Genomic DNA, 22,897 nt, shown 5'->3' on the forward strand with positions numbered 1-22,897 from the left:
CGCCCATTGGGCGTCAGTCAAAACGAATCGGTCCATCCCAAGCTTGAATCACAACCAAGCCCCGATGAGAATCCTGAATCCCAACAGACCCTAGGCCGCGCTTTCCTTCAAGAACCCGACCAGCGCCGCGTTGACCTCGTCGGGCCGCTCCTGCTGGACCCAATGGCCGGCGCCCTTGATGATCAGCTTCTGCGTCAGATTGGGCAGCACGCGCTCGAGCTCGTTGACGCGCTTGGCTCCGATCAGGCCGGTGATGACGGCGTCTTTCGAACCGGCAATGAAGAGCGAGGGCTGGTGGATCTGCGCATTCTGCCACGGCGCCGTCAGCTCCCAATTGCGGTCGAGGTTGCGATACCAGTTCAGCCCGCCGCGAAAGCCGGACTTGCGGAAGGCTTCGGTGAAAAAGGCGAGGTCCGCCACGCCGAGCCAGTCCGGCAGCGGCTCCTCGGCGGTCGCGTGGCCGAGAAAGCCCTTGCCCTCCTGCACGAACATGGCCCCGGAGGGATCGGCAAGGCCGCGCCCGCCGAGCACGACGCGCATGGTGCGCGCGACGTCGTGCTCGAACTCGGCCTCGGCCACGCCGGGCGCCTGGAAATACTGCCAATAGAAATTGGTGACGCCGCCCTGGCGCAGAAGGTCGAGCGGCTTGCCGCGGCCGCGGAACGGTGGCGGCACGCTCAGGCCTGCGACCGCCGTGAAGATGTCCGGCCGGAACAGCGCCGCGTGCCAGGCCACCGGTGCACCCCAGTCGTGGCCGATCACCACGGCCTTGCTCTCGCCGAGTGCCTGCACGAGCCCGACGACATCGCCGACCGTGTCGAAGATAGAATAGGCGGCCACGTCAGCCGGCGCTGAGCTTTGGCCATAGCCTCGCATGTCGGGAGCGACGACGTGAAACCCGGCCTCCTCCAGTGCCGCGATCTGGTGGCGCCAGGAGTAGGAGAGTTCCGGCCAGCCGTGGCACAGCACCACCAGTGGACCCTGACCGGCTTCGCGGATGAACAGGTCTATCCCGTTGGCCTTGATCACGCGGGTGGAGGACATCGCTTTTCCGCCTCGTTTCAGGGGTTTGGTCAGAAAATCTGAGGTGCCACGATAGGGGCGCGACAAGAATCGTGCAATCTCGGGACACGCGACCGGCCTCGTGTTGTTCGCACCGATTCCAGCTGTTAAAAACGCCGCTCTCAGGGCTTGGCCATGGCATTTCGTCTTTTTTCGTTTGCTCGCACCCGGTTCAGCGCCGGAGCGCTGGCGCGCGGTCTGATCGCTGCGGCTGTGGTGGCGGGCATTGGCTGGGGCGGGGCGCTTTACGCCGCCAACCAGAGCGTCCAGGGCGCCAAGAAGTCGGAAGACTCCGGCTTCGACGGCGACGCCCCGACCGCGATCCTGATCGAAGCCTCCAGCGGCAGCGTGCTGTTCGAGAAGAACGCCGACGAACTGCGCGCGCCCTCCAGCATGATGAAGCTGATGACGGCGGAAGTCGTCTTCAACGCCATCAAGAAGGGCGACGTCAAGCTGACCGACGAATACCGGATCAGCGAGAATGCCTGGCGCAAGGGTGGGGCGCCCTCCGGCGGCTCGACCATGTTCGCCGCCATCAACAGCAAGGTCTCCGTCGACGACCTCCTGCACGGCGCGATCATCCAGAGCGGCAACGACGCCTGCATTGCGCTGGCCGAAGGCATCGCCGGCAATGAGCGTATCTTTGCCGCCGACTTCATGACCAAGCGCGCCCGCGAGCTTGGCCTGACGAAGTCGACCTTCGGCAATTCCAACGGCTTGCCCGACCCCGGCAACAAGATGACGGTGCGCGAGCTCGGCATCCTCGCCCGGCACATCATTCTCGACTTCCCCGAATTCTACCAACTGTTCGGCGAGAAGGAGTACACTTGGAACAAGATCCGCCAGCCCAACCGCAATCCGCTGCTCAATTCCATGGAAGGCGCTGACGGTCTGAAGACCGGCTACACCAAGGAAGGCGGCTACGGCATGGTCGGCTCGGCGGTGCAGAACGGCACGCGGCTGATCGTTGTCATCAACGGGCTGGAAGACGCTGAAGATCGCGCCACGGAAGCCAAGAAGATGCTGGAATGGGGTTTCCGCAATTTCGAGACCCGCACACTGATGGCGGCCGATCAGCCGGTCGGCTACGCCAAGGTGTTCGGCGGCGAGAGCCGCTCGGTGAAACTGGTCGCCAAGTCGCCCGTGCAAGTGATGGTGCACAAGAACGGCGGCGACAAGCTGATCGCGCGTGTCGTCTATAGCGGCCCGGTGCGCGCGCCGATCGAGGCCGGCCAGAAGGTCGGCGTGATCAGGGTCTGGCGCAGCGGCAATATCGCGGTGGAGACGCCGGTCTATGCCGCTGACGCGATCGGCACCGGGTCGACCATGCGGCGTGCAATCGACGGTGCCAGCGAGCTCGTGATCGGCATGTTCCGCACGGGCGCCGAGAAGCTCTGATCATGAGTGAAAGCGCGGTAAAGTGGCCGTCCGGACGCGGACGCTTCGTCACCTTTGAAGGCGGCGAGGGGACGGGCAAGTCGACCCAGATCAAGAATCTCGCCGATCGTCTCAAGGCGGCAAGGATGCGCATCCTCGTCACGCGCGAGCCGGGCGGCTCGCCGGGCGCCGAGATCATGCGCCATCTGGTGCTGTCCGGCATGGGCAAGCTGCTGGGACCCGAGGCCGAGACGCTGCTGTTCGCGGCCGCCCGCGACGACCATGTCCGCACCGTGATCCAGCCCGCGCTCAACCAGGGCACCTGGGTGCTGTGCGACCGCTTCGCCGACTCGACGCGGGCCTATCAAGGCAGCCTCGGCCGCGTGCCGACGGCGCTGATCAACGCGATGCAGCGGGTCACGATCGGCGATCTCAAGCCGGACCTCACCATCATCCTCGACCTGCCGGTCGAGATCGGCTTGCAGCGCGCGGCCGCACGCCGCGGCAGCGGCACGCCCGACAGGTTCGAGGCCGAGAAACTCGGTTTCCATCAAGGGCTGCGCGAGGCCTATCGCAAGATCGCGGCGGACGATCCCGCGCGCTGCGTGCTGATCGACGCCAATTCCGATCCCGATACGGTTGCCGGACGCGTCTGGACCGCGCTGCGGGATCGTCTGCTTCCGACGCCGGCATCAGTGGTGTCCCTATGAGCCCGCGTCAGACCGAGCGCGAATCCGCCATTCCTCATCCGCGCGAGACGAGTCTTCTGTTCGGCCATCGCGAGGCCGAGACCGCGCTGCTTGCCGCTTATCGCAGCGGGCGCATCCCGCATGCCTGGCTGATCGGCGGGCCACAAGGCATCGGCAAGGCGACGCTGGCGTATCGGATGGCGCGCTTCGTGCTCGCTCACGGCCAGCCGTTGGCGCCTTCCGTGCAACGCGCCGAAGATCTCGCCATCAATCCTGATAACGCCGTGGCGCGGCAGGTTGCGGCGAGCTCGCATGGTGGCTTGCTGACATTGGAGCGCACCGCCAACGACCGCGGCGTGATGCGCACCGTGATCACCGTGGACGAGACTCGCGAGACGATCGGCTTCTTCGGCTCGACCGCGGCGGCCGAAGGCTGGCGCGTCTGCATCGTCGACACCGTCGACGAGCTCAATCCGAATGCCGCCAACGCGCTGCTGAAAATTCTCGAGGAACCGCCGCAGCAATCGCTGTTCCTCCTGGTGAGCCACGCGCCGGCCCGCGTCCTCGCAACGATCCAGTCGCGCTGCCGCAAGCTGCGCCTGCGCCCGCTCGCAACGGACGATGTGATCGGTGCAGCCGCCGCCACCGCCGATCTCGACCCGAACGATCCGGCGTTGCGCGAGGCGGCAGAGGCCTCCGAGGGCAGCGTCGCGCGGGCGCTGACGCTGCTCGGCGGTGATGCCCTGAAGCTCCAGCAACGAACGGCCGCGCTGCTTGCACGACTGCCGCAGGTCGATCCGCGCGAATTGCACACGCTCGGCGATTCGCTTGGCACCAGCGACCGGGTTGCGCTTGCCGCCTTCATCGACGGCATCGATCGCTGGATCGCGGAACGGCTGCACGCCGACGAAGCCAATGCCAACCAGAACCTGCCGCGCCTTGCGCGCCTAGCTGAGGTATGGGAAAAGATCGTCCGCGCCGCGCGTGACACCGAAACCTACAATCTGGAGCGAAAGCCCTTGGTTTTCTCGGTGTTCGGCTGGCTGGCGGACGCAACGCGCTAGGCGCAGGTTCGTTTCCAAATTTCGAGAAGCCGGTAAAGGAATTCGTCGTGGCAGCGCGAGCTAAGAAAACCGCTAAAGGCAAGAGCAGCAAGAAGAAGACTGCGAAGAAAGCCGCGAAGAAGGTTGTAAAGGCGCTCGCGCGCAAAGCCGCCAAGAAGGTCAAGCAAGCCGCTAAGACCAAAAAGACGGTCGCCAAGAAGGGCATGAAGAAGAGCGCTGCGAAGACGGCAAAGAAAGCCGGCGAGAGGGTTGCGAAGAAGCAGGCCGTTGCCAAGAAGGCGGTGAAGAAAGCAGCCAAAAAGCCAGCCAAGACTCCTTCAAGAACCAAGGCTAGTTCGAAAAACAAGATTCCTTCAAAAAACAAGGCTCCTTCGAAAAACAAGACTTCAGCGAAGCAGGTGATGAAGAGCGCGAGGGTGACTGCTTCTCCCGCGATCGCAGCACTGGCTCCCATCGCCACGCCGCCGAAAGTTGCCAAACCCAAGGCGGCGCGCGCACCGAAGCCCATCGCAGCGCCGCAAGCCACCACGCCCGTGGCCGCCCCCGCGCGCGACAACGTCTTCTACATCACGACCGCGATCGCCTATCCCAACGGCCATCCGCATATCGGGCACGCCTATGAGGCGATCGCCACCGACACCCTGGCGCGCTTCGCCCGGCTCGACGGCAAGGATGTGTTCTTCCTGACCGGCACCGACGAGCACGGCCAGAAGATGGTTCAGACAGCGGCCAGTGAAAAAATGTCCGCCTCGGAGCTCGCCACCCGCAATGCCGCCCGTTTCAAGGAGATGGACGAACGTCTGAACGTGTCGTTCGACCGCTTCATCCGCACCACCGAGGCGCAGCATCATCGCTCCAGCCAGGAGATCTGGCGGCGCATGGAAGCGAACGGCGACATCTATGCCGACACCTATGCCGGCTGGTACTCCGTGCGCGACGAAGCCTATTACGCCGAGGACGAGACGCGCCTGAACGATGACGGCGTGCGGCTCGGACCGCAGGGCACGCCGGTCGAATGGGTCGAGGAGAAGAGCTACTTCTTCCGCCTATCGTCCTATCAGGACAAGCTGCTCAAACTCTACGCGGATCGTCCCGATTTCATCGGGCCGGATTCCCGCAAGAACGAGGTGGTGAGCTTCGTCAAAGGTGGCCTGCGCGATCTCTCGATCTCGCGCACCACGTTCGACTGGGGCGTCAAGGTGCCCGGTGACGAAGAGCACGTGATGTATGTCTGGGTCGACGCGCTCACCAACTACATCACCGGTGTCGGCTTCCCCGACGAAAGCGATAAGAACTGGCGCTACTGGCCGGCCGACGTGCACATCATCGGCAAGGACATCATCCGCTTCCACGCGGTGTACTGGCCCGCGTTCCTGATGTCGGCCGGCATTCCCGTGCAGAAGCGGGTCTATGCGCATGGCTTCCTGTTCAACAGGGGTGAGAAGATGTCGAAGTCGATCGGGAACGTGGTCGACCCCTTCAACCTCGCCGACCAGTACGGCGTCGACCAGATGCGCTATTTCTTCCTGCGCGAGGTGCCGTTCGGGCAGGACGGCAATTACAATCACGAGGCCATCGTCGCGCGCATCAATGCCGATCTCGCCAACGATCTCGGCAACCTCGCGCAGCGCTCGCTGTCGATGATCGCCAAGCAACTCGGCGGCGTGCTGCCGGAACCCGGCGAGTTCAGCGACAACGACAAGGCGATCCTGTCACAAGCCGACGGCATGCTCGCCGCGTCGCGCGAAGCGATGGCGGGTCAGCAGATCCATCACTGGCTCAACGCCGTGTGGGCCGTGGTGGCGGAAGCCAACCGCTATTTCGCGGGCGAAGCCCCGTGGGCGTTGGCCAAGACCGATCCTGTCAGGCAAAGGACGGTACTCTACGTCACCGCCGAAGTCGTGCGCCAGATCGCAATCCTGGCCCAGCCGGCGATGCCGACGGCCTCGGGATTGCTGCTCGACAGCCTCGGTATTCCCGAAGGAGAGCGCAGCTTTGCCGCGCTCGGGGGCGCCAGCCGCATCGCGCCAGGCTCGACGCTGCCCGCGCCGACGCCTGCCTTCCCACGCTACATCGAGCCGGCAGCCTGAAGGCGTTCGCACCATGCTGGTCGACAGTCACTGCCATCTGGATTTTCCGGACTTTGCCGAAGATCTCGACGGGATCGTGTCGCGCGCGCGAGCGGCCGGCATCGGCCGCATGGTCACGATCTCGACGCGGGTGCGAAAGCTGAACCAGCTTCTCGCCATCGCCGAGCGCTATGACGACGTCTATTGCTCGGTCGGCACCCATCCGCACAACGCGGATGAGGAAGACGGCATCGCGCCGGACGAGCTCATCGCACTGACGCAGCATCCGAAGGTCGTTGCACTCGGCGAAGCCGGGCTCGACTATTTCTACGACGACGGTTCGCCGGAGGCGCAGGCGAGGGGCTTTCGCGCCCACATCGCCGCCGCCCGCGTCACCGGCTTGCCGCTGGTGATCCACACCCGCGAGGCGGACGAGGATTGCGGCCGCATCCTGGAAGAGGAGGCGGCGAAGGGATCGTTTCGCGCCGTGTTGCATTGTTACACGGGCGGACGCGAGCTGGCGTTGAAAGCAGTGTCGCTCGGGCTCTATATCGGTTTCACGGGCATCCTGACCTTCAAGAAGTCGGAGGCGTTGCGCGCGCTCGCAGCCGAACTGCCGTCCGACCGTATTCTGGTTGAAACAGACTCGCCCTACCTTGCGCCCGGCAAGTTCCGGGGCAAACGCAACGAACCGGCCTATGTGGTCGAGGTCGCAAAAGTGCTCGCCGAAACCCGCGGCGTATCGTTTAACGAGATCTCGCGCCAGACAAGCGAAAACTTCTTTCGCCTGTTTTCCAGGGTGAAAGCTTAGAACTGGGAGCCGCATGACGCTGACGCTGACGATTCTGGGCTGCGGCTCCTCCGCCGGCGTGCCGCGCCCGGCGCTCGGCTGGGGCGCCTGCGATCCCAACAATCCCAAGAATCGCCGTCGCCGCTGCTCGCTGCTGGTCGAGCAGACATCGGGCGACGGCACCACGCGCATCGTGATCGACACCTCGCCGGACCTGCGCGAGCAATTACTCTCGACCGATGTCGACCACATCGACGCGGTGTTCCTGACTCACGAGCACGCCGACCAGACCCACGGCATGGACGATCTGCGTTCGATCGTGATGCATATGCGCCGGCGGATTCCGACCTATCTCAATCAGACGACTGCGAACGACATCATGTCGCGGTTCTCCTATTGCTTCGTCTCGCCGGCGGGCAGCGACTATCCGCCGATCCTGACGGCGCATTCGATCGAGGCCGGTGAAAGCCAGATCATCCTTGGGAAGGGCGGCGCGGTGACGATGACCGCCTTCCTGGTGCAGCACGGCCACATTCCCGCGCTCGGCTACCGCATCGGCGATGCCGCCTACACGCCGGACCTCAACGACATCCCGCCCGAGAGCTGGGGCGCACTGGAAAATCTGGACCTCTGGATCGTCGATGGCCTGCGCTACACCAGCCATGTCAGCCATTTCAGCATCAACGACGCGTTGTCCTGGATCGACCGCTTCAAGCCGAAGCGCGCCGTCATTACCAACATGACCGCCGACGTCGACTACGAAGTGATCCGGCAGTCGCTGCCCGCGGGTGTGGTGCCGGCCTACGACGGGCTGCGGCTGGAGACTCGCTGAACCTGCGGTGGAAATTCGGGCACAGGCCGGCATACTCCTTGCTTACGTGGACGCCATCATGTTGATCTAACGTCTGAAAGACAGGCGCTGGGCAGGGGCGATATTCATGCAGGACCGGCACAGGACGTGCGATCGCCGGGACCGTTTGAATCGCCTCGTGTGAGGATGAGGATCGCGTTGGCAGGCAACGATGTAACGAGCCGGGGACTGGTGCGACGCGCGCTGGATCTCCTTTATCTCGGTGCGGGCTACGCCGCCGGCACCTTCATGGTTGCGATCTTTGCAATCATGATGATCATGTCGGTCGGGCGCCAGTTTGCGGTCAACATTCCCGCCGGCGATGATTTCGCCTCCTGGTGCATGGCCGCGATGGCATTCCTCGGCCTCGCACACACCTTCAAGCGCGGAGAGATGATCCGCGTCGGCCTGCTGCTCGAGCGTCTGCACGGGCGCACCAAGCAGGTTGCGGAGGTGGTGGCGCTCGGCATTGCCACCGCCTTCGTTCTCTATTTCACCTGGCATGCCGTGCAGATGACCTACGATTCCTGGCGCTTCAACGACGTGGCGCAGGGCGTCGTCGCGCTTCCGCTCTGGATTCCGCAGCTCGGATTTGCCGGCGGTCTTGTGATCCTGTCGATCGCGCTCATTGATGAAATGGTCGGTGTCGCCGGCGGCAACCGGCCGAGCTACGAGAAGGGCTCGCCGGACGAGACCCCGGACGAATTCATCGAGCGCATCTCGCAGGGCGGCGGAGGTTGACGATGGCCAATCTCGGCATGATCGAGCTGTCGTTCGTCCTGCTCGGCGTCATGATCCTGCTGCTGGGAAGCGGCGTCTGGATCGCGGTCTCGCTCGGCCTCGTCGGCTTCGTGGCGATGGCGCTGACGACGAGTTTGCCGCTCGGCGCGGTGCTCGCCACCACGACCTGGAGCGCCAGCTCGTCGTGGACACTGGCCGCGCTGCCGCTGTTCATCTGGATGGGCGAGATCCTCTTCCGCACCAAATTGTCGGAAGAAATGTTCCGAGGCCTGTCGCCCTGGGTTCAGTGGCTGCCCGGGCGCCTGACTCATGTCAACGTGATCGGCTGCGGCATCTTCGCGGCGGTGTCGGGCTCGTCGGCGGCGACCTGTGCGACCATCGGCAAGATCGCGCTGCCCGAGCTCGACAAGCGTGGCTACGACAAGGGCCTCAGTCTCGGCTCGCTGGCGGGCTCCGGCACGCTGGGCCTGCTGATCCCGCCGTCGATCCCGATGGTGGTCTATGCGGTCACGGCGAATGTCTCCGTGCTTCAGGTCTTCCTGGGCGGTTTTCTGCCGGGGGTGCTCGTGATGGTGCTCTATTCCGGCTACATCATCATCTGGTCGCTGCTCAATCCGAAGAAGATTCCGCCGCGCGACCCGCCGATGTCGTTTCGCCAGAAGCTGCGCGAGTCGGCCAGGCTTGCACCCTGCCTATTGCTGATCCTGGCGGTCTTTCTCTCGCTCGTACTCGGCTTTGCGACCGCAACCGAATGTGCCGCCTGGGGCGTTTCCGGCGCGCTGCTGTTGGCTTGGTGGAGCCGCACGCTCACACGCAAGAACTTCATCGAGAGCATCATGAGCGCGACGCGCCTGACCTGCATGATCATGCTGATCCTGGCAGGCGCTGCCTACACGACCGCAGCGATGGCCTATACGGGCATTCCGGCGGCACTCGCCACCTGGGTCCAGGGCCAACAGCTCACGCCGGGCATGCTCGCGCTGTATCTGAGCATCATGTACATCATCCTGGGATGCCTGATCGATGGCATCTCGATGATCGTTCTGACTGCCGTGATCGTGCTGCCGATGGTCAGGCAGGCCGGCCTCGACCTGGTCTGGTTCGGCGTTTACCTCATCATTCACGTCGAGATGGCTCAGATCACGCCGCCGGTCGGTTTTAACTTGTTCGTGCTCCAGAACATGAGCGGGCGCGATACCTTGACCGTCGCCCGGGCTGCATTCCCTTTCTTTGTCCTGCTGCTCGCCGCCGTGTTCATCATCACGGAATATCCGCAGATCGTGATGTTTTTGCCCAAGCTCGCCTTCCCAGACTGAGCGTACCGCTTTCAAATTGACTGTGAGGAGAAGCCCGATGATCTCTCGTTTATTCCGCGCATCCCTGATCGCCGGCGCCGTGCTGGCTGCGACACCCGCTTTGGCTCAGACCAAATGGAATCTGCCGGCAGCGTATCCCGCCGACAATCCACACTCGGAGAATCTGGTCGCGTTCGCCAAGGACGTCGATGCCGCGACATCCGGCAAGCTCCAGATCACGGTTCATCCCGGCGCCTCGCTGTTCAAGGCACCCGATATCAAGCGCGCGGTGATGACCGGGCAGGCGCAGATGGGTGAAGTATTGCTGTCGATCCACGAGAACGAGGATCCGGTATTCGGGATCGACGTGGTGCCGTTTCTGGCGACCAGCTTCCCGGCTGCGATGAAACTGTATCAAGCGTCGAAGCCGCTGATTGCGAAGAAGCTCGATGCGCAGGGTCTCAAGCTGCTGTTCGTCGTGCCGTGGGCGCCGCAGGGCGTCTATGTCAGCAAGCCGCTTGCGACGATCGAAGACATGAAGGGCCTGAAATGGCGGGCCTATAACGTTGGAACCGCGCGCATTGGCGAGCTGGTCGGCGCGCAGTCCGTCACCATCCAGGCCGCCGAGCTGCCGCAGGCACTTGCGACCGGCGTCGTGAACTCCTTCATGTCGTCCGGCGGCACGGGCTACGATGCGAAGGCATGGGAGTCGCTGAAGTACTTCTATGACGTGCAGGCCTGGATCCCGAAGGACTACACCTTCGTCAACAAGGCTGCGTTCGAGGCGCTCGACAAGCCGACCCAGGAGGCCATTCTCAAGGCCGCCGCGACCGCGGAAACGCGCGGCTGGAAGGCTTGGGAGGACAAGAGCACCTGGTACATCGACCAGCTCAAGGCGAAGGGCATGACGGTCGAGCCGCCGAGCCCGGCCCTCAAGGCCGGCTTCCAGAAGATCGGCGAGCAGCTCACCGCCGACTGGCTCAAGAAAGCAGGGCCCGACGGCCAGGCGCTGATTGACGCCTACAAGAAGATGTAGCGACGGAGAGGCCTTTCGCCCGTCGCCATCCGGCGGCGGGCGTCCGAGCCCGGACAGACTTAGGTCGAGATCGCCTTCGCCGATCCGGCTTCGTTGCGCAGCAGGAATTTCTGGATCTTTCCCGTCGACGTTTTCGGGATCGGCCCGAACATCACAGCCTTCGGCGTCTTGAAGCCGCTCATATGCGAGCGGCAGAAGGCGATGATATCGGCTTCGCTTGCGCTCGCGCCGTCCTTCAGTTCGACGAAGGCGCAGGGCACTTCGCCCCATTTCGGATCGGGCTTTGCGACCACGGCGGCGAACAGCACGGCCGGGTGCTTGTAGAGGATGTCCTCGACCTCGACGGAGGAAATGTTCTCGCCGCCGGAAATGATGATGTCCTTCGAGCGATCCTTGATGATGACATACCCATGCGCGTCGAGCACGCCGAGGTCGCCGGTGTGAAACCAGCCGCCTTCGAAGGCGTCCTTGGTCGCCTTCTCGTTCTTGAGGTAGCCCTTCATCACGATGTTCCCGCGGAACATGACCTCGCCGATGGTCTCGCCATCGCGCGGCACTTGCCTCATGGTCTGCGGGTCGATGACGGTGACGCCTTCCTCCAGCGGGTAGGGCACGCCCTGCCGCCGCTTCAGGCTGGCGCGCTCGGAGGCGGGGAGTTCGTCCCAGCCGGGCTGCTCGGCGCAGACGGAGGCGGGGCCGTAGACCTCTGTCAGGCCGTAGACATGCGTCAGCTTGATGCCGATGTTTTCCGCGCCTTCGAGCACTGCGACGGGCGGCGCGGCGCCGGCGATCAGACCGACGACATGGCGCGCGGCATTTCCCTTCGGTGCATCGGGTGCGTTGATCAGCGTGTTGTAGACGATCGGCGCGCCGCACATGTGGGTGACGCCGTGCTGCTTGATCAGCTCGAAGATCTTGGTCGGCTCGACCTTGCGCAGGCAGACATTGATGCCGGCGGCGGCCGCAATGGTCCAGGGGAAACACCAGCCGTTGCAGTGGAACATCGGCAGCGTCCAGAGATAGACCGGATGCTGGCCGAGATTGCCCGCGAGGATATTGCTGACGGCATTCAGATATGCGCCGCGATGATGGGTCACGACGCCCTTGGGATTGCCCGTGGTGCCCGACGTGTAGCTTAGCGCGATGGCGTCCCATTCGTCGCCCGGCGGGATCGCCGCGAAGTCAGGATCGCCTTGCGCGACGGCGGACTCATACTCGATCTCGCCGATGCGCCTGCCGCCCTTGAACGCGGCGTCGTCGACGTCGATCACGAACGGCTTCGGTCCGGTCATCTGCGCGAGCGCATCGGTGATCACGCCCGAAAACTCCGGATCGACCAGGATGATCCTGGCGCCGCCATGGTCGAGCTGAAACGCGATCGAGGGCGCATCGAGGCGGATGTTCAGCGCGTTGAGCACGGCACCCGTCATGGGCACCGCGAAATGCGCCTCGTTCATCGCCGGAATGTTCGGCAGCATTGCCGCCACGGTGTCGCCGGCGCCGATGCCCTTGTTCGCGAGCCAGGACGCAAAACGCTTGCAGCGCTCATGCGTCTCGCGCCAGGTGAAGCTGCGCCCCTCGTAGACCGTGCTGACGTGATCGGGATAGACCGCGGCGCTTCGCGCGAGGAAGCTCAACGGGCTCAGCGGCACGTAGTTGGCGGGCGTCTTGTCGAGGCCGATATTGTACTGGTTCTGCCGCTCGCTCATCGACACCTCCCTCACGCGCCGGCTTACAGGAATCCGATCGAGATCCACGGAAAGACAGCGACGACAATCAATCCCACCAGCAGCGCCAGCAGATAGCCCCAGATCGGCCGGATGCCTTCGGCCGGATCGACGCGTCCGATAGCGCAGGCGGCATAATAGCCGACGCCGAAGGGCGGGGCGAATAGCCCGATACCCATGGCGAGAATGATCACCATCGCATAGTGCACCTCGTGCACGCCGACCGCGCGCGCGATCGGAAACAACAGCGGCCCGAACAGCACGATCGCCGGGATGCCCTCCAGCACGCTGCCGAGGATGGTGAAGGCCAGGATCGAGACGGCGATGAAGGTGCCGGCGCCGCCGGGCAATCCGGTCATGGCCGACGCCAGCGAGCGCGAGAAACCGGACTGGGTCAGGCCCCAGGCCATGCCGGTCGCAGTGCCGATGATCAGCAGGATCGCGCCCGACAGCGCCGCGGTTTCGACCAGCATCGGAAACAGCCGCCGCCAGTCGAAGCGGCGGTAGACGAGCAGGCCGACCAGGGCGCCATAGACGATGCCGATGGTGGAGACTTCGGTGGCGGTGGCGATGCCCTCGACCACGGCGTAGCGGATCACGAAGGGCAGCGCGAGCGCGGGCAGGGCGATGATGAAGGTCTTGCCGATCTCGCCACCCGTGGCGCGGCGGACATGGCTCATGTCCTCGTGACGATAGCGCCACCACACCAGCATGCACAGCGTAATCGCGAGCACCACGCCGGGCAGGAGGCCGCCGGTGAACAGCGCGGCGATCGAGACGCCCGTGACCGAGCCGATCGTGATCAGCACGAGGCTAGGCGGAATGGTCTCGGTCTGCGCGCCGGTGGCCGCGAGCAGCGCAACGAGATCGCCCGGCTTGGCGCCGCGCTGCTTCATCTCCGGGAACAGCACGGGCGCGACCGCCGCCATGTCGGCAGCCTTGGCGCCGGAGATGCCGGAAACCAGGTACATGGCACCGACAAGGACGTAATGCAGTCCGCCGCGGACATGGCCGAGCAGGCTCGCCAGGAACGCCACCATGGCCCGTGCCATGCCTGTCATTTCGATCAGGAGCCCCAAAAATACGAACAGCGGCACCGAGAGCAGGATGAGGTGGCTCATGCCCTCGTCCATCCGCCCGACCAGCACCATGACCGGCGTGCGCGTGGTCAGCGCCAGATAGCCGAAGATCGCGAGGCCGAAGCCGAACGCGATGGGAACGCCGGCAAAGACGCAGAAGCCGGCGACGCCGACGAAGAAGATGACGAGGTTGAGATTGCCGAGCGGCCGTAGATAAGGCTGCGCCAGCCAGAACAGGCCGACAACGACAGCAACGGAGATCGCGGCCGTCAGCACCATGCGGTAATCGACTGCGCGCAGCAGCCGCAACAGCGCGAACACCGTCATCAGGCAGATGCCGGCCGGCAGCGCCGCGGCGCGCCACATATTGGAGATCTGCAGCGCCGGCGTGGTGATGAAGCTTTCCTCGTAGGCGTAGTCCCAGGACGGCCAGACGATCAGCGCCAGGAAGGCCAGCGCCGCGCAGGTCGCCACCAGATCGAGCCAGGCCCGCATCGCAGGCTTGGCGCTGGCGACGATCGCCGTCATGCGCATGTGCTCGGAGCGGCGGAACGCAACGGCCGCGCCCAGCATCGCGAGCCACAGGAACAGGATCGAGGCGAGCTCGTCGGACCAGATCAGCGGCCGGTGCAGTCCGTAGCGCGCAACCACGCCGGCAAACAGGATCGCGATCTCGGCGACAACCAGGATCGCCGCCGGGATTTCGACGAGGAGGCCGAGTGCGCGCTCCGTCGAGGCCAGCAGCGAAGGTCGGCGAGGGGACTGAACAGTCGCCTCGCCCGCCACGCCGCTCACCCCGACCTCGATATGAGCCATGACGGCCCCAACGCGTTACGACAGCTTGCCGACGGCCTTTTCCAGCAGGTCCCAGGCCTGGTCGCCATATTTGCCCTTCCACTCGGCATAGAAGCCGGCGGACCGCAGCTTGTCGCGGAACGGCGCGACCGCGGGCTGGTTGAAGGTCAGGCCCTTGGCCGCGAGCTCCTGCTGGAGATTGGCATTGAGCTTGGCGGTGTCCTCGCGTTCCTTGACCGCTGCGGCATTGATGTTCTTGGCGACGACGGTGCGCACATCCTCGGGCAAGCTGCTCCAGGCTTTGCGGTTGGCCAGGAACCAGAAGCCGTCCCACATGTGGTTGGTCAGCGAGCAGTATTTCTGCACCTCGTAGAGCTTGGCCGTCGAGATGATCGCCAGCGGGTTCTCCTGGCCCTCGACGATCCTGGTCTGGAGCGCGGAATAGACCTCGGCGAAATTGATCGAGGCGGGCGCCGCATCGAACGCCTTGAACATCGAGGTCCACAGCGGCGATACCGGCACGCGGATCTTGAAGCCCTTGAGGTCGTCAGGACCGGTGATCGGCTTGCTTGACGACGTGGTCTGGCGGAAGCCGTTGTCCCAGATCTTGTCCATGACCTCGAGGCCGGACTTCTTGATTTCGCCGCGGACGAAGGCGCCGAGATCGCCGTCCATGGCCTTCCAGACCGTGTCGTAGTCCGGGAACGCAAAGCCGATGCCGTTGATGGACGCCGCAGGCACCAGGGTCGACAGGATCAGACCCGACAGCGTGAAGAACTCGACGCCGCCGGAGCGGATCTGGCTCAGCATGTCGGTGTCGGACCCGAGTTGGTTGTTCGGGAAGATCTGCAGGTCGAACTTGCCCTTGGTCTCGGCCTTGATCGCCGCCGCCATCTCCTTGGCGCGCACGTTCATCGGATGGGTGTCCGGCAGGTTGTTGGCATATTTGAAGGTGAACTCGGCGCTCTGGGCGCGGGCCACATGGGGCGCACCGATGCCGCCCAGGACCGCGGTCGCGGCGGAGGCCTTGAGAAGCGTGCGTCGGGAAAAGCTCATGGGTCTGCTTCCTCGGAAGGTTTGTTGTTGTTCTGAGATGCAAACCATACGGACGTCGGGTCAGAAGGTCATCTGCGATCTCGCGAAGACTCGCTTATTGCAGCCGGACATCGTCACGGCAATATCGGCTTTCGGATGCATAGACCGGAATCTAAACTGCGAAAACAACCCCATGCTGCACAGTAGCTGTCGAGAGCTGGGACGATATGCGACGGCCGGGCCGGAAAAGACGAGGAGCGAAGGTGCAATGAGAGGAATTCTAGCTAACTGACTGATCTGATTGTATATAAATATATTCCATAATATACCTTATGCGAATTACGGATGCGCCAGACATTGGGAGGTTCGTCATGCAGGAGAACGTCGCCCGCGCAGACCGCTCGCGCGCCATTCCATTCGATGCCGCCAAGCTCGACCGTCTGATGGAGGCCGCCGGCCTCGACGTGCTGGTCGCGACCTCCAAGCACAATGTGCAGTACCTGCTGGGTGCCGAGCGCGCGATCTTCTTCGACTACATGGATGCGCTGGGCGTCAGCCGTTATCTGCCGGTCCTGGTTTATCCGAAGGGCGCGCCGGAGCACGCCGTCTATGTCGGGCACAGGCTGGAGACCCATCAGCGCGCCGTTGCGCCGCCATGGGTCGCACAGGTCCGGACCGAGTCCAACGGCTCGATCGATGCGATCACGCGGGCCGCAAGCCTGATCCGCGACGCCGGCGTGCCCTTGAAGCGGGTCGGAGTCGAGATGGCGTTTTTGCCGATGGATGCGGGCCGGGCGCTTGTGGACGCCCTGCCCGGCGCCGAGCTCAAGGACGCGCTGCTGGTGCTGGAGCGGCTGCGCTCGGTCAAGTCGGCCGAGGAACTCGCAAAACTCAAGACCGCGTCCGAGCTCGTCATCGCGTCGATGCTGGAGGTGATCGCCGGGCACGGCCCGGGCACCACCAAGCAGCAATTGTCGGACGCATTGCGGATTGCCGAGGCCAATCGCGGGCTGACCTTCGAATACTGCCTGCTCGCCTGCGGCAACAGCCACAACCGGGCGCCGTCAGCGCAGCGTTGGGAGCAAGGCGAGGTGCTGTCGCTGGACTCCGGCGGCAATTATCACGGCTATATCGGCGATCTCGCGCGCATGGCGGTGCTCGGCGATCCCGATGCCGAGTTGAAACGCTGCCTGGCCGAGATCGAAGCGGTCCAGCGCGCCGCCTTCGCCGCGGTCCAGCCCGGTGCCATGGGCGGCGACATCTACGTCGCGGCCGAGCGGCAGCTTGCACAGATCAGCCAGCGCGACTGCACGGAGTTTTTGGCCCACGGCATGGGCCTCGTCAGCCACGAGGCCCCTCGCCTGACCGCCAAGGGCCCGATCCCCTACGACGACCCCGACGCCCGCCTGCCGCTCGAAACAGGCATGGTGGTGTCGATCGAGACCACGATGAAGCATCCCAAGCGCGGGTTTATCAAGCTTGAGGATACGGTTGCAGTCACGGCGACGGGGTACGAGATCTTTGGCGAAGGCGGCCGCGGCTGGAATTTGGGGAGCAGTGCGCTTTAGCGCAGCGGCAGCAGGTCGAGCTGGGCTTGCGCCTTCTTGACGACCGCTGCGAACCAGCTCTGGCTCGGCGCCGCCTTGGCGAAGCACTTGGTGAAAGCCGTCATCGCATTGTCTTCGCGGGTGATGTCGCCGCGCGGATCCTCCTTGTCGATGGGCCTGGCCATCACCTGCTTCCAGACTTTCTCGCAGGCCGGGATCTCAGCCGTCTTCACCGCGTCGCTTGCAGCGATGAAGAAGACCTTCTCGCCCTGAATCGCGACCACGTCGATTTCATGCGGCGGTCCCTTCAGGTCGCCATTGCCACGCACGCCCAGCACGGCGACCGCCGCGCTCACTCCCGCGGGCTTCGTGATCGGCAGCTCGGCATATTTGGCGAAGGTCGAGTCCTGGATCGCCTGATAGTAGAAGCCGTCCGACTTGAAGGCCGCGTCGATGCCCTCGGGCATGCCGTCCTCGCTGTGCTCGCGCAGCCAGTGCTTGAGCAGCGCAATGGTGGTCACGACGGCTTGCATCCTGTCGCCTTCGGAGACGAAGCCGAGCCCGTCGAGGTGGCCGAAGCCGGAGTCGCCCTTGAAGAGCGTGTCCGCGTTCGTCTTGCCGTCGGCCGGAAGTCCCTTGATCGCGACGGGGCCCACCAGGCTGCGCAGCACAGTTGTCAGCTCCCTGAGCGCCGCATCGTGTTGCTTGCTGGTCTCGTCGTTTTCCGGAGCCTTCGAGAACTTTGCGATGTAGCGATCGCGCAGGTCGAGATAATGCTGCTCGGGCGTCGCCGCATAAGCGGGCGTGGCCAAGGCGAGCAGGCAGAGCAAGGCGAGCGATCTCATTGCAAGTTCCGGCTGGGTGCGATCTCCAGTCTTTGTGCCGGTGCCGGCCGGGAAGGTTCATCCTGCGAGGTGCGCTGCGCCCTACTCCGCTGGCGTGAGCTGCCGGTCGAGGCGCATCGCAGCCGTCTCGCGCACGCGGATGCGGATGCGGCGCTTGCGCCACCAGATCACGATTCCGGTGACCGAGAGCGCGGCCGGCGGTATTGGGGCGCGGTGTGGCCGGTGACGCGGGAGAACTTCGTCTCGTTGCTCTACAAGCTGCACTACACCATGCACATCCCGGGATTCTGGGGGCGACCGGCGGGGCATTAGAATCTCTCCAGAGGTGCGCGCAGCGCGTGCGACGTATGTGCGCTTGGTCTTGCGCGCCTGGCCCTGGGTGAAAAGCCACAATCCGACCGGTCGAAAAACGCACCACCCTTGTGCGTAGTCCCGCACTGAACGGCTGACACGAACCGACCTAGTTGAGGTTCTCCGGACGAGCCGGGAACGCAAGCCAAGGGACGTGTCATGTCGAGATTGGAAGGCAAGGTCGCAGTGATCAGCGGCGGCAACAGCGGGATCGGGCTTGCCATCGCCCAGCGGTTCGTGAAGGAAGGCGCGCACGCGTTCATCTTCGGCCGTCGCCGGGAAGCGCTCGACAAGGCGGTGAAGCTCATCGGCGGCAACGTCACCGCGATCCAGGCCGACGCATCCAGCCTTGCGGATCTCGACCGCGTTGCGGACATCGTCCGAAGCACGAAGGGCAAGGTGGACGTGGTCGTGTCCAATGCCGGCATCACCGAGCAGGTGCCGCTGCGCGACATCACGGAGGAGCACTACGACCGCACGTTCAACCTGATGGCCAAGGGTCCTCTGTTCCTGGTGCAGAAGATGCTGCCGATGATGGGCGGCGGAGGATCGATCATCCTGGTGTCCTCGGCCATGCACTCCATGGGCCTGGCGAACCACTCGACCTATGCGGCCACCAAGGCGGCGGTGCGTTCGTATGTGCGGACCTGGGCGGCCGAGTTCAAAGACAGCGGCATCCGCGCGAACCTGCTGAGCCCCGGCCCCGTCGACACGCCCATCATGGACTCCCAAGCGTCGACGCCCGAGGAGGCCGCCGCCATTCGCAAGATGTACGCCAACTACGTTCCGATGCTGAGACTCGGGCGTCCCGAGGAGCTGGCGGCGGCGGCGGTCTTCCTCGCCTCGGACGAGAGCGCGTTCATGACAGGCTCCGACATGCTCGTCGACGGCGGCGTCAGCAACGTTTGAATTCAGCAAAGACAGGTACGGAGATCAATATTCAGAACCACATCAAATACCCGATGTGAGGGCCGCCCCCAACCGATGTCAGCGATGCCGCAGCCGGCGGTTGACCCGGCGCGCGAGATAATCGCCGGCGCTCTGGACGAGCTGCACCAGCGCGATCAGCACCACGACGACGGCCAGCATCATCTCCGGCATGAAGCGCTGATAGCCGTAGCGGATGCCGAGATCGCCGAGCCCGCCACCTCCGACGGCGCCGACCATGGCGGAATAGCCGAGCAGGCTGACCACCGCGAGCGTCAGCGCCAGCAGAAGACCCGGCAACGCTTCGGGGATCAGCACCTTGAGCACGATCTGGATCGGCGAGGCCCCGAACGAGGACGCCGTTTCAATGAGGCCGCCATCGACCTCGCGGATCGCGGCCTCGACCAGGCGCGCGATGAACGGCGCCGATGCGATCGTCAACGGCACGATCGCGGCCGTCGATCCGATCGAGGTGCCGGCAACGAGGCGCGTGAACGGGATGATGGCCACGACCAGGATGATGAAGGGCGTGGACCGCGTCGCATTGACGACGATGCCGAGCACGCGATTGACGACGGGTGCCGAGAACAGCTCCCCTTTCCGGCTGGTCGCGAGAAAGACGCCGAGCGGCAGGCCGATGACGGTGCCGATCAGCGCCGCGAGCCCGACCATGTACAGGCTCTCGCCGGTGGCCTGGATGATCAGGTTGATGAGTTCAGGCGACATAGCCGAGACGCTCCGCGGGGAATTGATATTGTGAGAGCCAGGCCAGCGTCCGCGTCATCGCGTCGTCGCTGCAAGAAGTGCCGAGCGGAATACCCAACGTCAGCGAGCCCACATGCTGGCCGCCGATCTCGTCGATGCGGGCCGACAGCAGCGAGACGTCGAGGCCGAGCTCGCGCGCGAGACGCGCCACCAGCGTGTCGCCGGCTCCTGCCCCACGCACCTGGATGCGGATCACGGCCTGTCCACCCGCAGGCAGCTCCGAAACGATCCGGCTCGCCAGCGACACCGGCAAGCTGTCGCCGATGACTTCAGCCAGGAATGATTGCGTGATCGGATGTTCGGGATGGGTGAAGATATCCGCGACGTGGCCGCTCTCGACGACGTGGCCGGCGTCGAGCACCACGACGTCCCTGGCGAGCTGACGCACCACGGACATTTCATGGGTGATCAGCACGATGGTCACCCCGAGCTCGCGATTGATGTTGGCGAGCAGATCGAGGATCGCCCGCGTGGTCTGCGGATCGAGCGCCGAGGTCGCCTCGTCCGACAGCAGCACGTTCGGCCGCGTTGCCAAGGCCCGCGCGATGCCGACGCGCTGCTTCTGGCCGCCGGAGAGTTCTGACGGGTAGCGGTCGTGCTTGTCGGCGATGCCCACCAGCGCAAGCAACTCGGCCACGCGTGCGATGATGTCGGCCTTGGCCCAGCCGGCGATCTCCAGCGGCAGCGCGATGTTGGCGGCTGCGGTGCGCGATGACAGCAGATTGAAGTGCTGGAAGATCATGCCGATCGAGCGCTGCGCCAGCCGCAAATCGCGGCCCGCAAGCACCGAGATGTCACGGCCGTCAACGACGACGCGGCCGGTGGTCGGCCTCTCCAGTCCGTTGATGAGCCGGACCAGGCTCGATTTGCCGGCGCCAGAGCGGCCGATGACGCCTGTGATCGAGCCGCGTGGGATCGCGAAATCGATATTTTGCAGAGCATCGACGCCGGGCTTGCCGCGATAGGCCGGATAGGTCTTGGAGATGCCCTCGAAACGGACCATCGCGTCAGGCGCAGTCGCGGCAGGTGAGACCGCGTCACGTGAGATCGCGTCAAGCTCTTCGATCGGCCGTCCGATCGCGAGCGATGGGTGGGCGTTCATGGAGGCGCCTTCATGCACAATTGTTCCGCTTGCCTCTGGGGCATCCGGGAACCGGGTCGCATCAAGCGACCGAGAATGAAACCGCGATGAGGGCTCGCGTGGAGCGCGCTGCACCGCAGCACGCACCATCGCCCTTTCAGGTCGCTCTTGCAATGTCACATATTTGCGGGGAATTGGACGAAGTTTTCCAAATCCCGCCCCACCGAAGAAAATTCATCTGCCGGGGGACTCCGGCCTGGCTCAATGGACCTGCAACCAGGGCAGGACGATCAGCAGGAGCCCCGCGAAATAGAGAACTCCGAAGATCAGCCCAAAACCCCAGAACTGGCCTTTCCCGATATAGCCGCTGCCGAAATACATCGGCGCCGGTCCCGTCGCGTAAGGCGAGATCACGCCCATCAGACCGAGCGAATACATGCAGAGCATGGCGAGCGTCGTGACCGGCAGGTCAGGGATTCCGGATCCGACCGCGAGCACCACCGGCAGCACCGCGGCGGCATGCGAGGTGATGCTCGAGAAGAAATAGTGGATCCAGAAGAACAGCGCGACCAACAGCAGCATCGCAGTCAACGGCGACAGCCCGGCGAGCGGCTTTGCGTATTCGGTGGCGAACCATTTGATGAAGCCGATCTCGTTGAGGCCCGAGGCCAGCGTCAGCAGCGAGGTGAAATAGAAGAACACCTCCCAGGCACTCTTCTCGCTGACGATATCGGCAAATTCGATCACGCCGGTCACCAGCATCAGCGAGATCACGATGAACACGACGGTGGTCGCGTTGACGAAGTTCGAGCCGAGCACGGGCACGCGAATGTCCGGGCTCGAGCCCGCGATCCACAGGAACATCGCGAGAATGATCAGCGCCAGCATGATCCACTCGTTTCGCGACATCGGGCCCATCTCCGCGAGCTCCCTTCCCGCCCATTCGGAAATTTCCGGGCTGCGCTTCACCTCGGGACGGCAGACCACGTAGCTGAGCAGTGGGACGAGCACCATCAGGAGGATGCCGAGCGGCGCAAAGCCGATGAACCACTGCGCCCAGCTCACCTCGACCCCGACGGTCTTCTTGGCGATGGCCAGCGCCGCCGCATTGGGCGCGAGCGCGGTGAAGAACAACGAGCTGGTAACGGCGGTGGACGCGAATGCGGTCCACATCACGTAGGTGCCGATCCTGCCGGCGGTCGGTCCCGGCTCGGAGCCGTAGATGCGCGGGATGTTGCTGATGATGGGATAGACGATGCCGCCGCTGCGCGCGGTGTTCGACGGCGTCGCTGGCGCCAGCAGGAAGTCCGACATCGCCACCGCGTAGCCGAGGCCGAGCGTGTTGCGGCCAAGCTTTTGCACCAGCACGAGCGCAATGCGCCGGCCAAGGTGACTCTTGCGATAGCCGATCGAGAACACGAAGGCGCCGACGATCAGCCAGACTGTGCTTTCGGCAAAGCCAGCGAGCATCCAGCGCAGCGATTTTGTCGGATCGGGATCGATATAGCCACTGACGCCTGCGACCGTCAGCCCGATCAGGCCGACCGCGCCGACCGGCATCGATTCCAGGATCAGCCCGGTGATGACGGCCGCGAAGACGGCAAAATAGTGCCATTGATTGACGTTGAGCCCCGCCGGCACCGGCCACAGATAGATCACCAGCCACACCGCGATCGGCGCGATCAGCTTCCAGCGAAACCCTTTCGCCTCAGGCGCCTGCGAGCTAGCGGTCATGGGCCCTCCCCCTCGATTGTCATTGTAGTCTGCCGGCC

The 22,897-nt window shown here is 64.3% G+C and carries 20 protein-coding genes; 12 read left to right on the forward strand and 8 right to left on the reverse strand.

Annotation, left to right across the window (positions count from 1 at the left end; all coding sequences use genetic code 11):
- Window positions 1-90 precede the first annotated feature (90 nt).
- The gene (locus ABIB06_RS31380) at window positions 91-1,044 is read right to left on the reverse strand and encodes an alpha/beta fold hydrolase (RefSeq protein ID WP_354050486.1); all 954 of its coding nucleotides are present in this window, start codon (window positions 1,042-1,044) and stop codon (window positions 91-93) included.
- A gap of 153 nt (window positions 1,045-1,197) precedes the next feature.
- Between ABIB06_RS31380 and ABIB06_RS31385 the strand changes: the two genes are divergently transcribed.
- The 9 genes from ABIB06_RS31385 (at window position 1,198) to ABIB06_RS31425 (ending at window position 10,973) form a co-directional block, all read left to right on the forward strand.
- Window positions 1,198-2,460: a D-alanyl-D-alanine carboxypeptidase family protein gene (locus tag ABIB06_RS31385; RefSeq protein WP_354050488.1), complete on the forward strand. Its 1,263-nt coding sequence runs from the start codon at window positions 1,198-1,200 to the stop codon at window positions 2,458-2,460.
- Between the two features lie 2 nt (window positions 2,461-2,462).
- Entirely contained in the window at window positions 2,463-3,149 is a 687-nt protein-coding gene (gene tmk, locus ABIB06_RS31390) for a dTMP kinase (RefSeq protein ID WP_354050490.1), read from the forward strand.
- A complete protein-coding gene (locus tag ABIB06_RS31395; RefSeq protein WP_354050492.1) occupies window positions 3,146-4,192 on the forward strand; it encodes a DNA polymerase III subunit delta' in 1,047 nt (348 codons plus the stop codon). Before tmk ends, ABIB06_RS31395 begins: the two co-directional genes overlap by 4 nt.
- A 47-nt stretch (window positions 4,193-4,239) precedes the next feature.
- The gene (metG, locus tag ABIB06_RS31400) at window positions 4,240-6,282 is read left to right on the forward strand and encodes a methionine--tRNA ligase (RefSeq protein WP_354050494.1); all 2,043 of its coding nucleotides are present in this window, start codon (window positions 4,240-4,242) and stop codon (window positions 6,280-6,282) included.
- Between the two features lie 13 nt (window positions 6,283-6,295).
- A complete protein-coding gene (locus ABIB06_RS31405; protein ID WP_354050496.1) occupies window positions 6,296-7,072 on the forward strand; it encodes a TatD family hydrolase in 777 nt (258 codons plus the stop codon).
- 13 nt (window positions 7,073-7,085) lie between these two features.
- On the forward strand, window positions 7,086-7,883 hold the full coding sequence (locus tag ABIB06_RS31410; protein ID WP_354050498.1) for an MBL fold metallo-hydrolase: 798 nt from the start codon (window positions 7,086-7,088) through the stop codon (window positions 7,881-7,883).
- Between the two features lie 165 nt (window positions 7,884-8,048).
- Window positions 8,049-8,642: a TRAP transporter small permease gene (locus ABIB06_RS31415; protein WP_354050499.1), complete on the forward strand. Its 594-nt coding sequence runs from the start codon at window positions 8,049-8,051 to the stop codon at window positions 8,640-8,642.
- A gap of 2 nt (window positions 8,643-8,644) precedes the next feature.
- Window positions 8,645-9,958 carry a TRAP transporter large permease gene (locus tag ABIB06_RS31420; RefSeq protein ID WP_354050500.1) on the forward strand — a complete coding sequence of 438 codons (1,314 nt, stop codon included), beginning with the start codon at window positions 8,645-8,647 and terminating at the stop codon, window positions 9,956-9,958.
- A gap of 37 nt (window positions 9,959-9,995) precedes the next feature.
- The gene (locus ABIB06_RS31425; RefSeq protein WP_247353354.1) at window positions 9,996-10,973 is read left to right on the forward strand and encodes a TRAP transporter substrate-binding protein; all 978 of its coding nucleotides are present in this window, start codon (window positions 9,996-9,998) and stop codon (window positions 10,971-10,973) included.
- A 59-nt stretch (window positions 10,974-11,032) separates the two neighbouring features.
- Here the strand turns inward: ABIB06_RS31425 and ABIB06_RS31430 are convergent, their stop codons facing one another.
- From ABIB06_RS31430 to ABIB06_RS31440, 3 genes are read right to left on the reverse strand one after another with little or no spacing between them, the layout of a single operon-like run.
- Complete coding sequence (locus ABIB06_RS31430) at window positions 11,033-12,682, reverse strand: acyl-CoA synthetase (RefSeq protein WP_354050502.1); 1,650 nt, start codon at window positions 12,680-12,682, stop codon at window positions 11,033-11,035.
- A 23-nt stretch (window positions 12,683-12,705) separates the two neighbouring features.
- The gene (locus ABIB06_RS31435) at window positions 12,706-14,595 is read right to left on the reverse strand and encodes a TRAP transporter large permease (RefSeq protein WP_354050504.1); all 1,890 of its coding nucleotides are present in this window, start codon (window positions 14,593-14,595) and stop codon (window positions 12,706-12,708) included.
- 15 nt (window positions 14,596-14,610) lie between these two features.
- Window positions 14,611-15,630 carry a TRAP transporter substrate-binding protein gene (locus ABIB06_RS31440; RefSeq protein WP_354050506.1) on the reverse strand — a complete coding sequence of 340 codons (1,020 nt, stop codon included), beginning with the start codon at window positions 15,628-15,630 and terminating at the stop codon, window positions 14,611-14,613.
- Window positions 15,631-15,980: 350 nt separating this feature from the next.
- Here ABIB06_RS31440 and ABIB06_RS31445 point away from each other — a divergent pair, with 350 nt between their 5' ends.
- Window positions 15,981-17,177: a M24 family metallopeptidase gene (locus ABIB06_RS31445; protein ID WP_354050507.1), complete on the forward strand. Its 1,197-nt coding sequence runs from the start codon at window positions 15,981-15,983 to the stop codon at window positions 17,175-17,177.
- Here ABIB06_RS31445 and ABIB06_RS31450 read toward each other — a convergent pair.
- The gene (locus tag ABIB06_RS31450; RefSeq protein WP_354050508.1) at window positions 17,174-18,001 is read right to left on the reverse strand and encodes a hypothetical protein; all 828 of its coding nucleotides are present in this window, start codon (window positions 17,999-18,001) and stop codon (window positions 17,174-17,176) included. The genes ABIB06_RS31445 and ABIB06_RS31450 overlap by 4 nt on opposite strands.
- Before the next feature lie 69 nt (window positions 18,002-18,070).
- Between ABIB06_RS31450 and ABIB06_RS31455 the strand changes: the two genes are divergently transcribed.
- Window positions 18,071-18,313, forward strand: a complete 243-nt coding sequence (locus ABIB06_RS31455) for a hypothetical protein (protein WP_354050646.1) — start codon at window positions 18,071-18,073, stop codon at window positions 18,311-18,313.
- 198 nt (window positions 18,314-18,511) lie between these two features.
- Entirely contained in the window at window positions 18,512-19,261 is a 750-nt protein-coding gene (locus ABIB06_RS31460; RefSeq protein WP_354050510.1) for an SDR family NAD(P)-dependent oxidoreductase, read from the forward strand.
- Window positions 19,262-19,339: 78 nt separating this feature from the next.
- Here the strand turns inward: ABIB06_RS31460 and ABIB06_RS31465 are convergent, their stop codons facing one another.
- From ABIB06_RS31465 to ABIB06_RS31475, 3 genes are all read right to left on the reverse strand, one after another.
- Window positions 19,340-20,005, reverse strand: a complete 666-nt coding sequence (locus tag ABIB06_RS31465; RefSeq protein ID WP_354050511.1) for a methionine ABC transporter permease — start codon at window positions 20,003-20,005, stop codon at window positions 19,340-19,342.
- A complete protein-coding gene (locus ABIB06_RS31470; RefSeq protein WP_354050512.1) occupies window positions 19,995-21,146 on the reverse strand; it encodes a methionine ABC transporter ATP-binding protein in 1,152 nt (383 codons plus the stop codon). Before ABIB06_RS31470 ends, ABIB06_RS31465 begins: the two co-directional genes overlap by 11 nt.
- 240 nt (window positions 21,147-21,386) lie before the next feature.
- On the reverse strand, window positions 21,387-22,859 hold the full coding sequence (locus ABIB06_RS31475; protein WP_354050514.1) for a DASS family sodium-coupled anion symporter: 1,473 nt from the start codon (window positions 22,857-22,859) through the stop codon (window positions 21,387-21,389).
- Window positions 22,860-22,897: the final 38 nt, after the last annotated feature.

It is taken from the genome of Bradyrhizobium sp. LB8.2, from assembly GCF_040548035.1.
GTDB lineage: Bacteria > Pseudomonadota > Alphaproteobacteria > Rhizobiales > Xanthobacteraceae > Bradyrhizobium.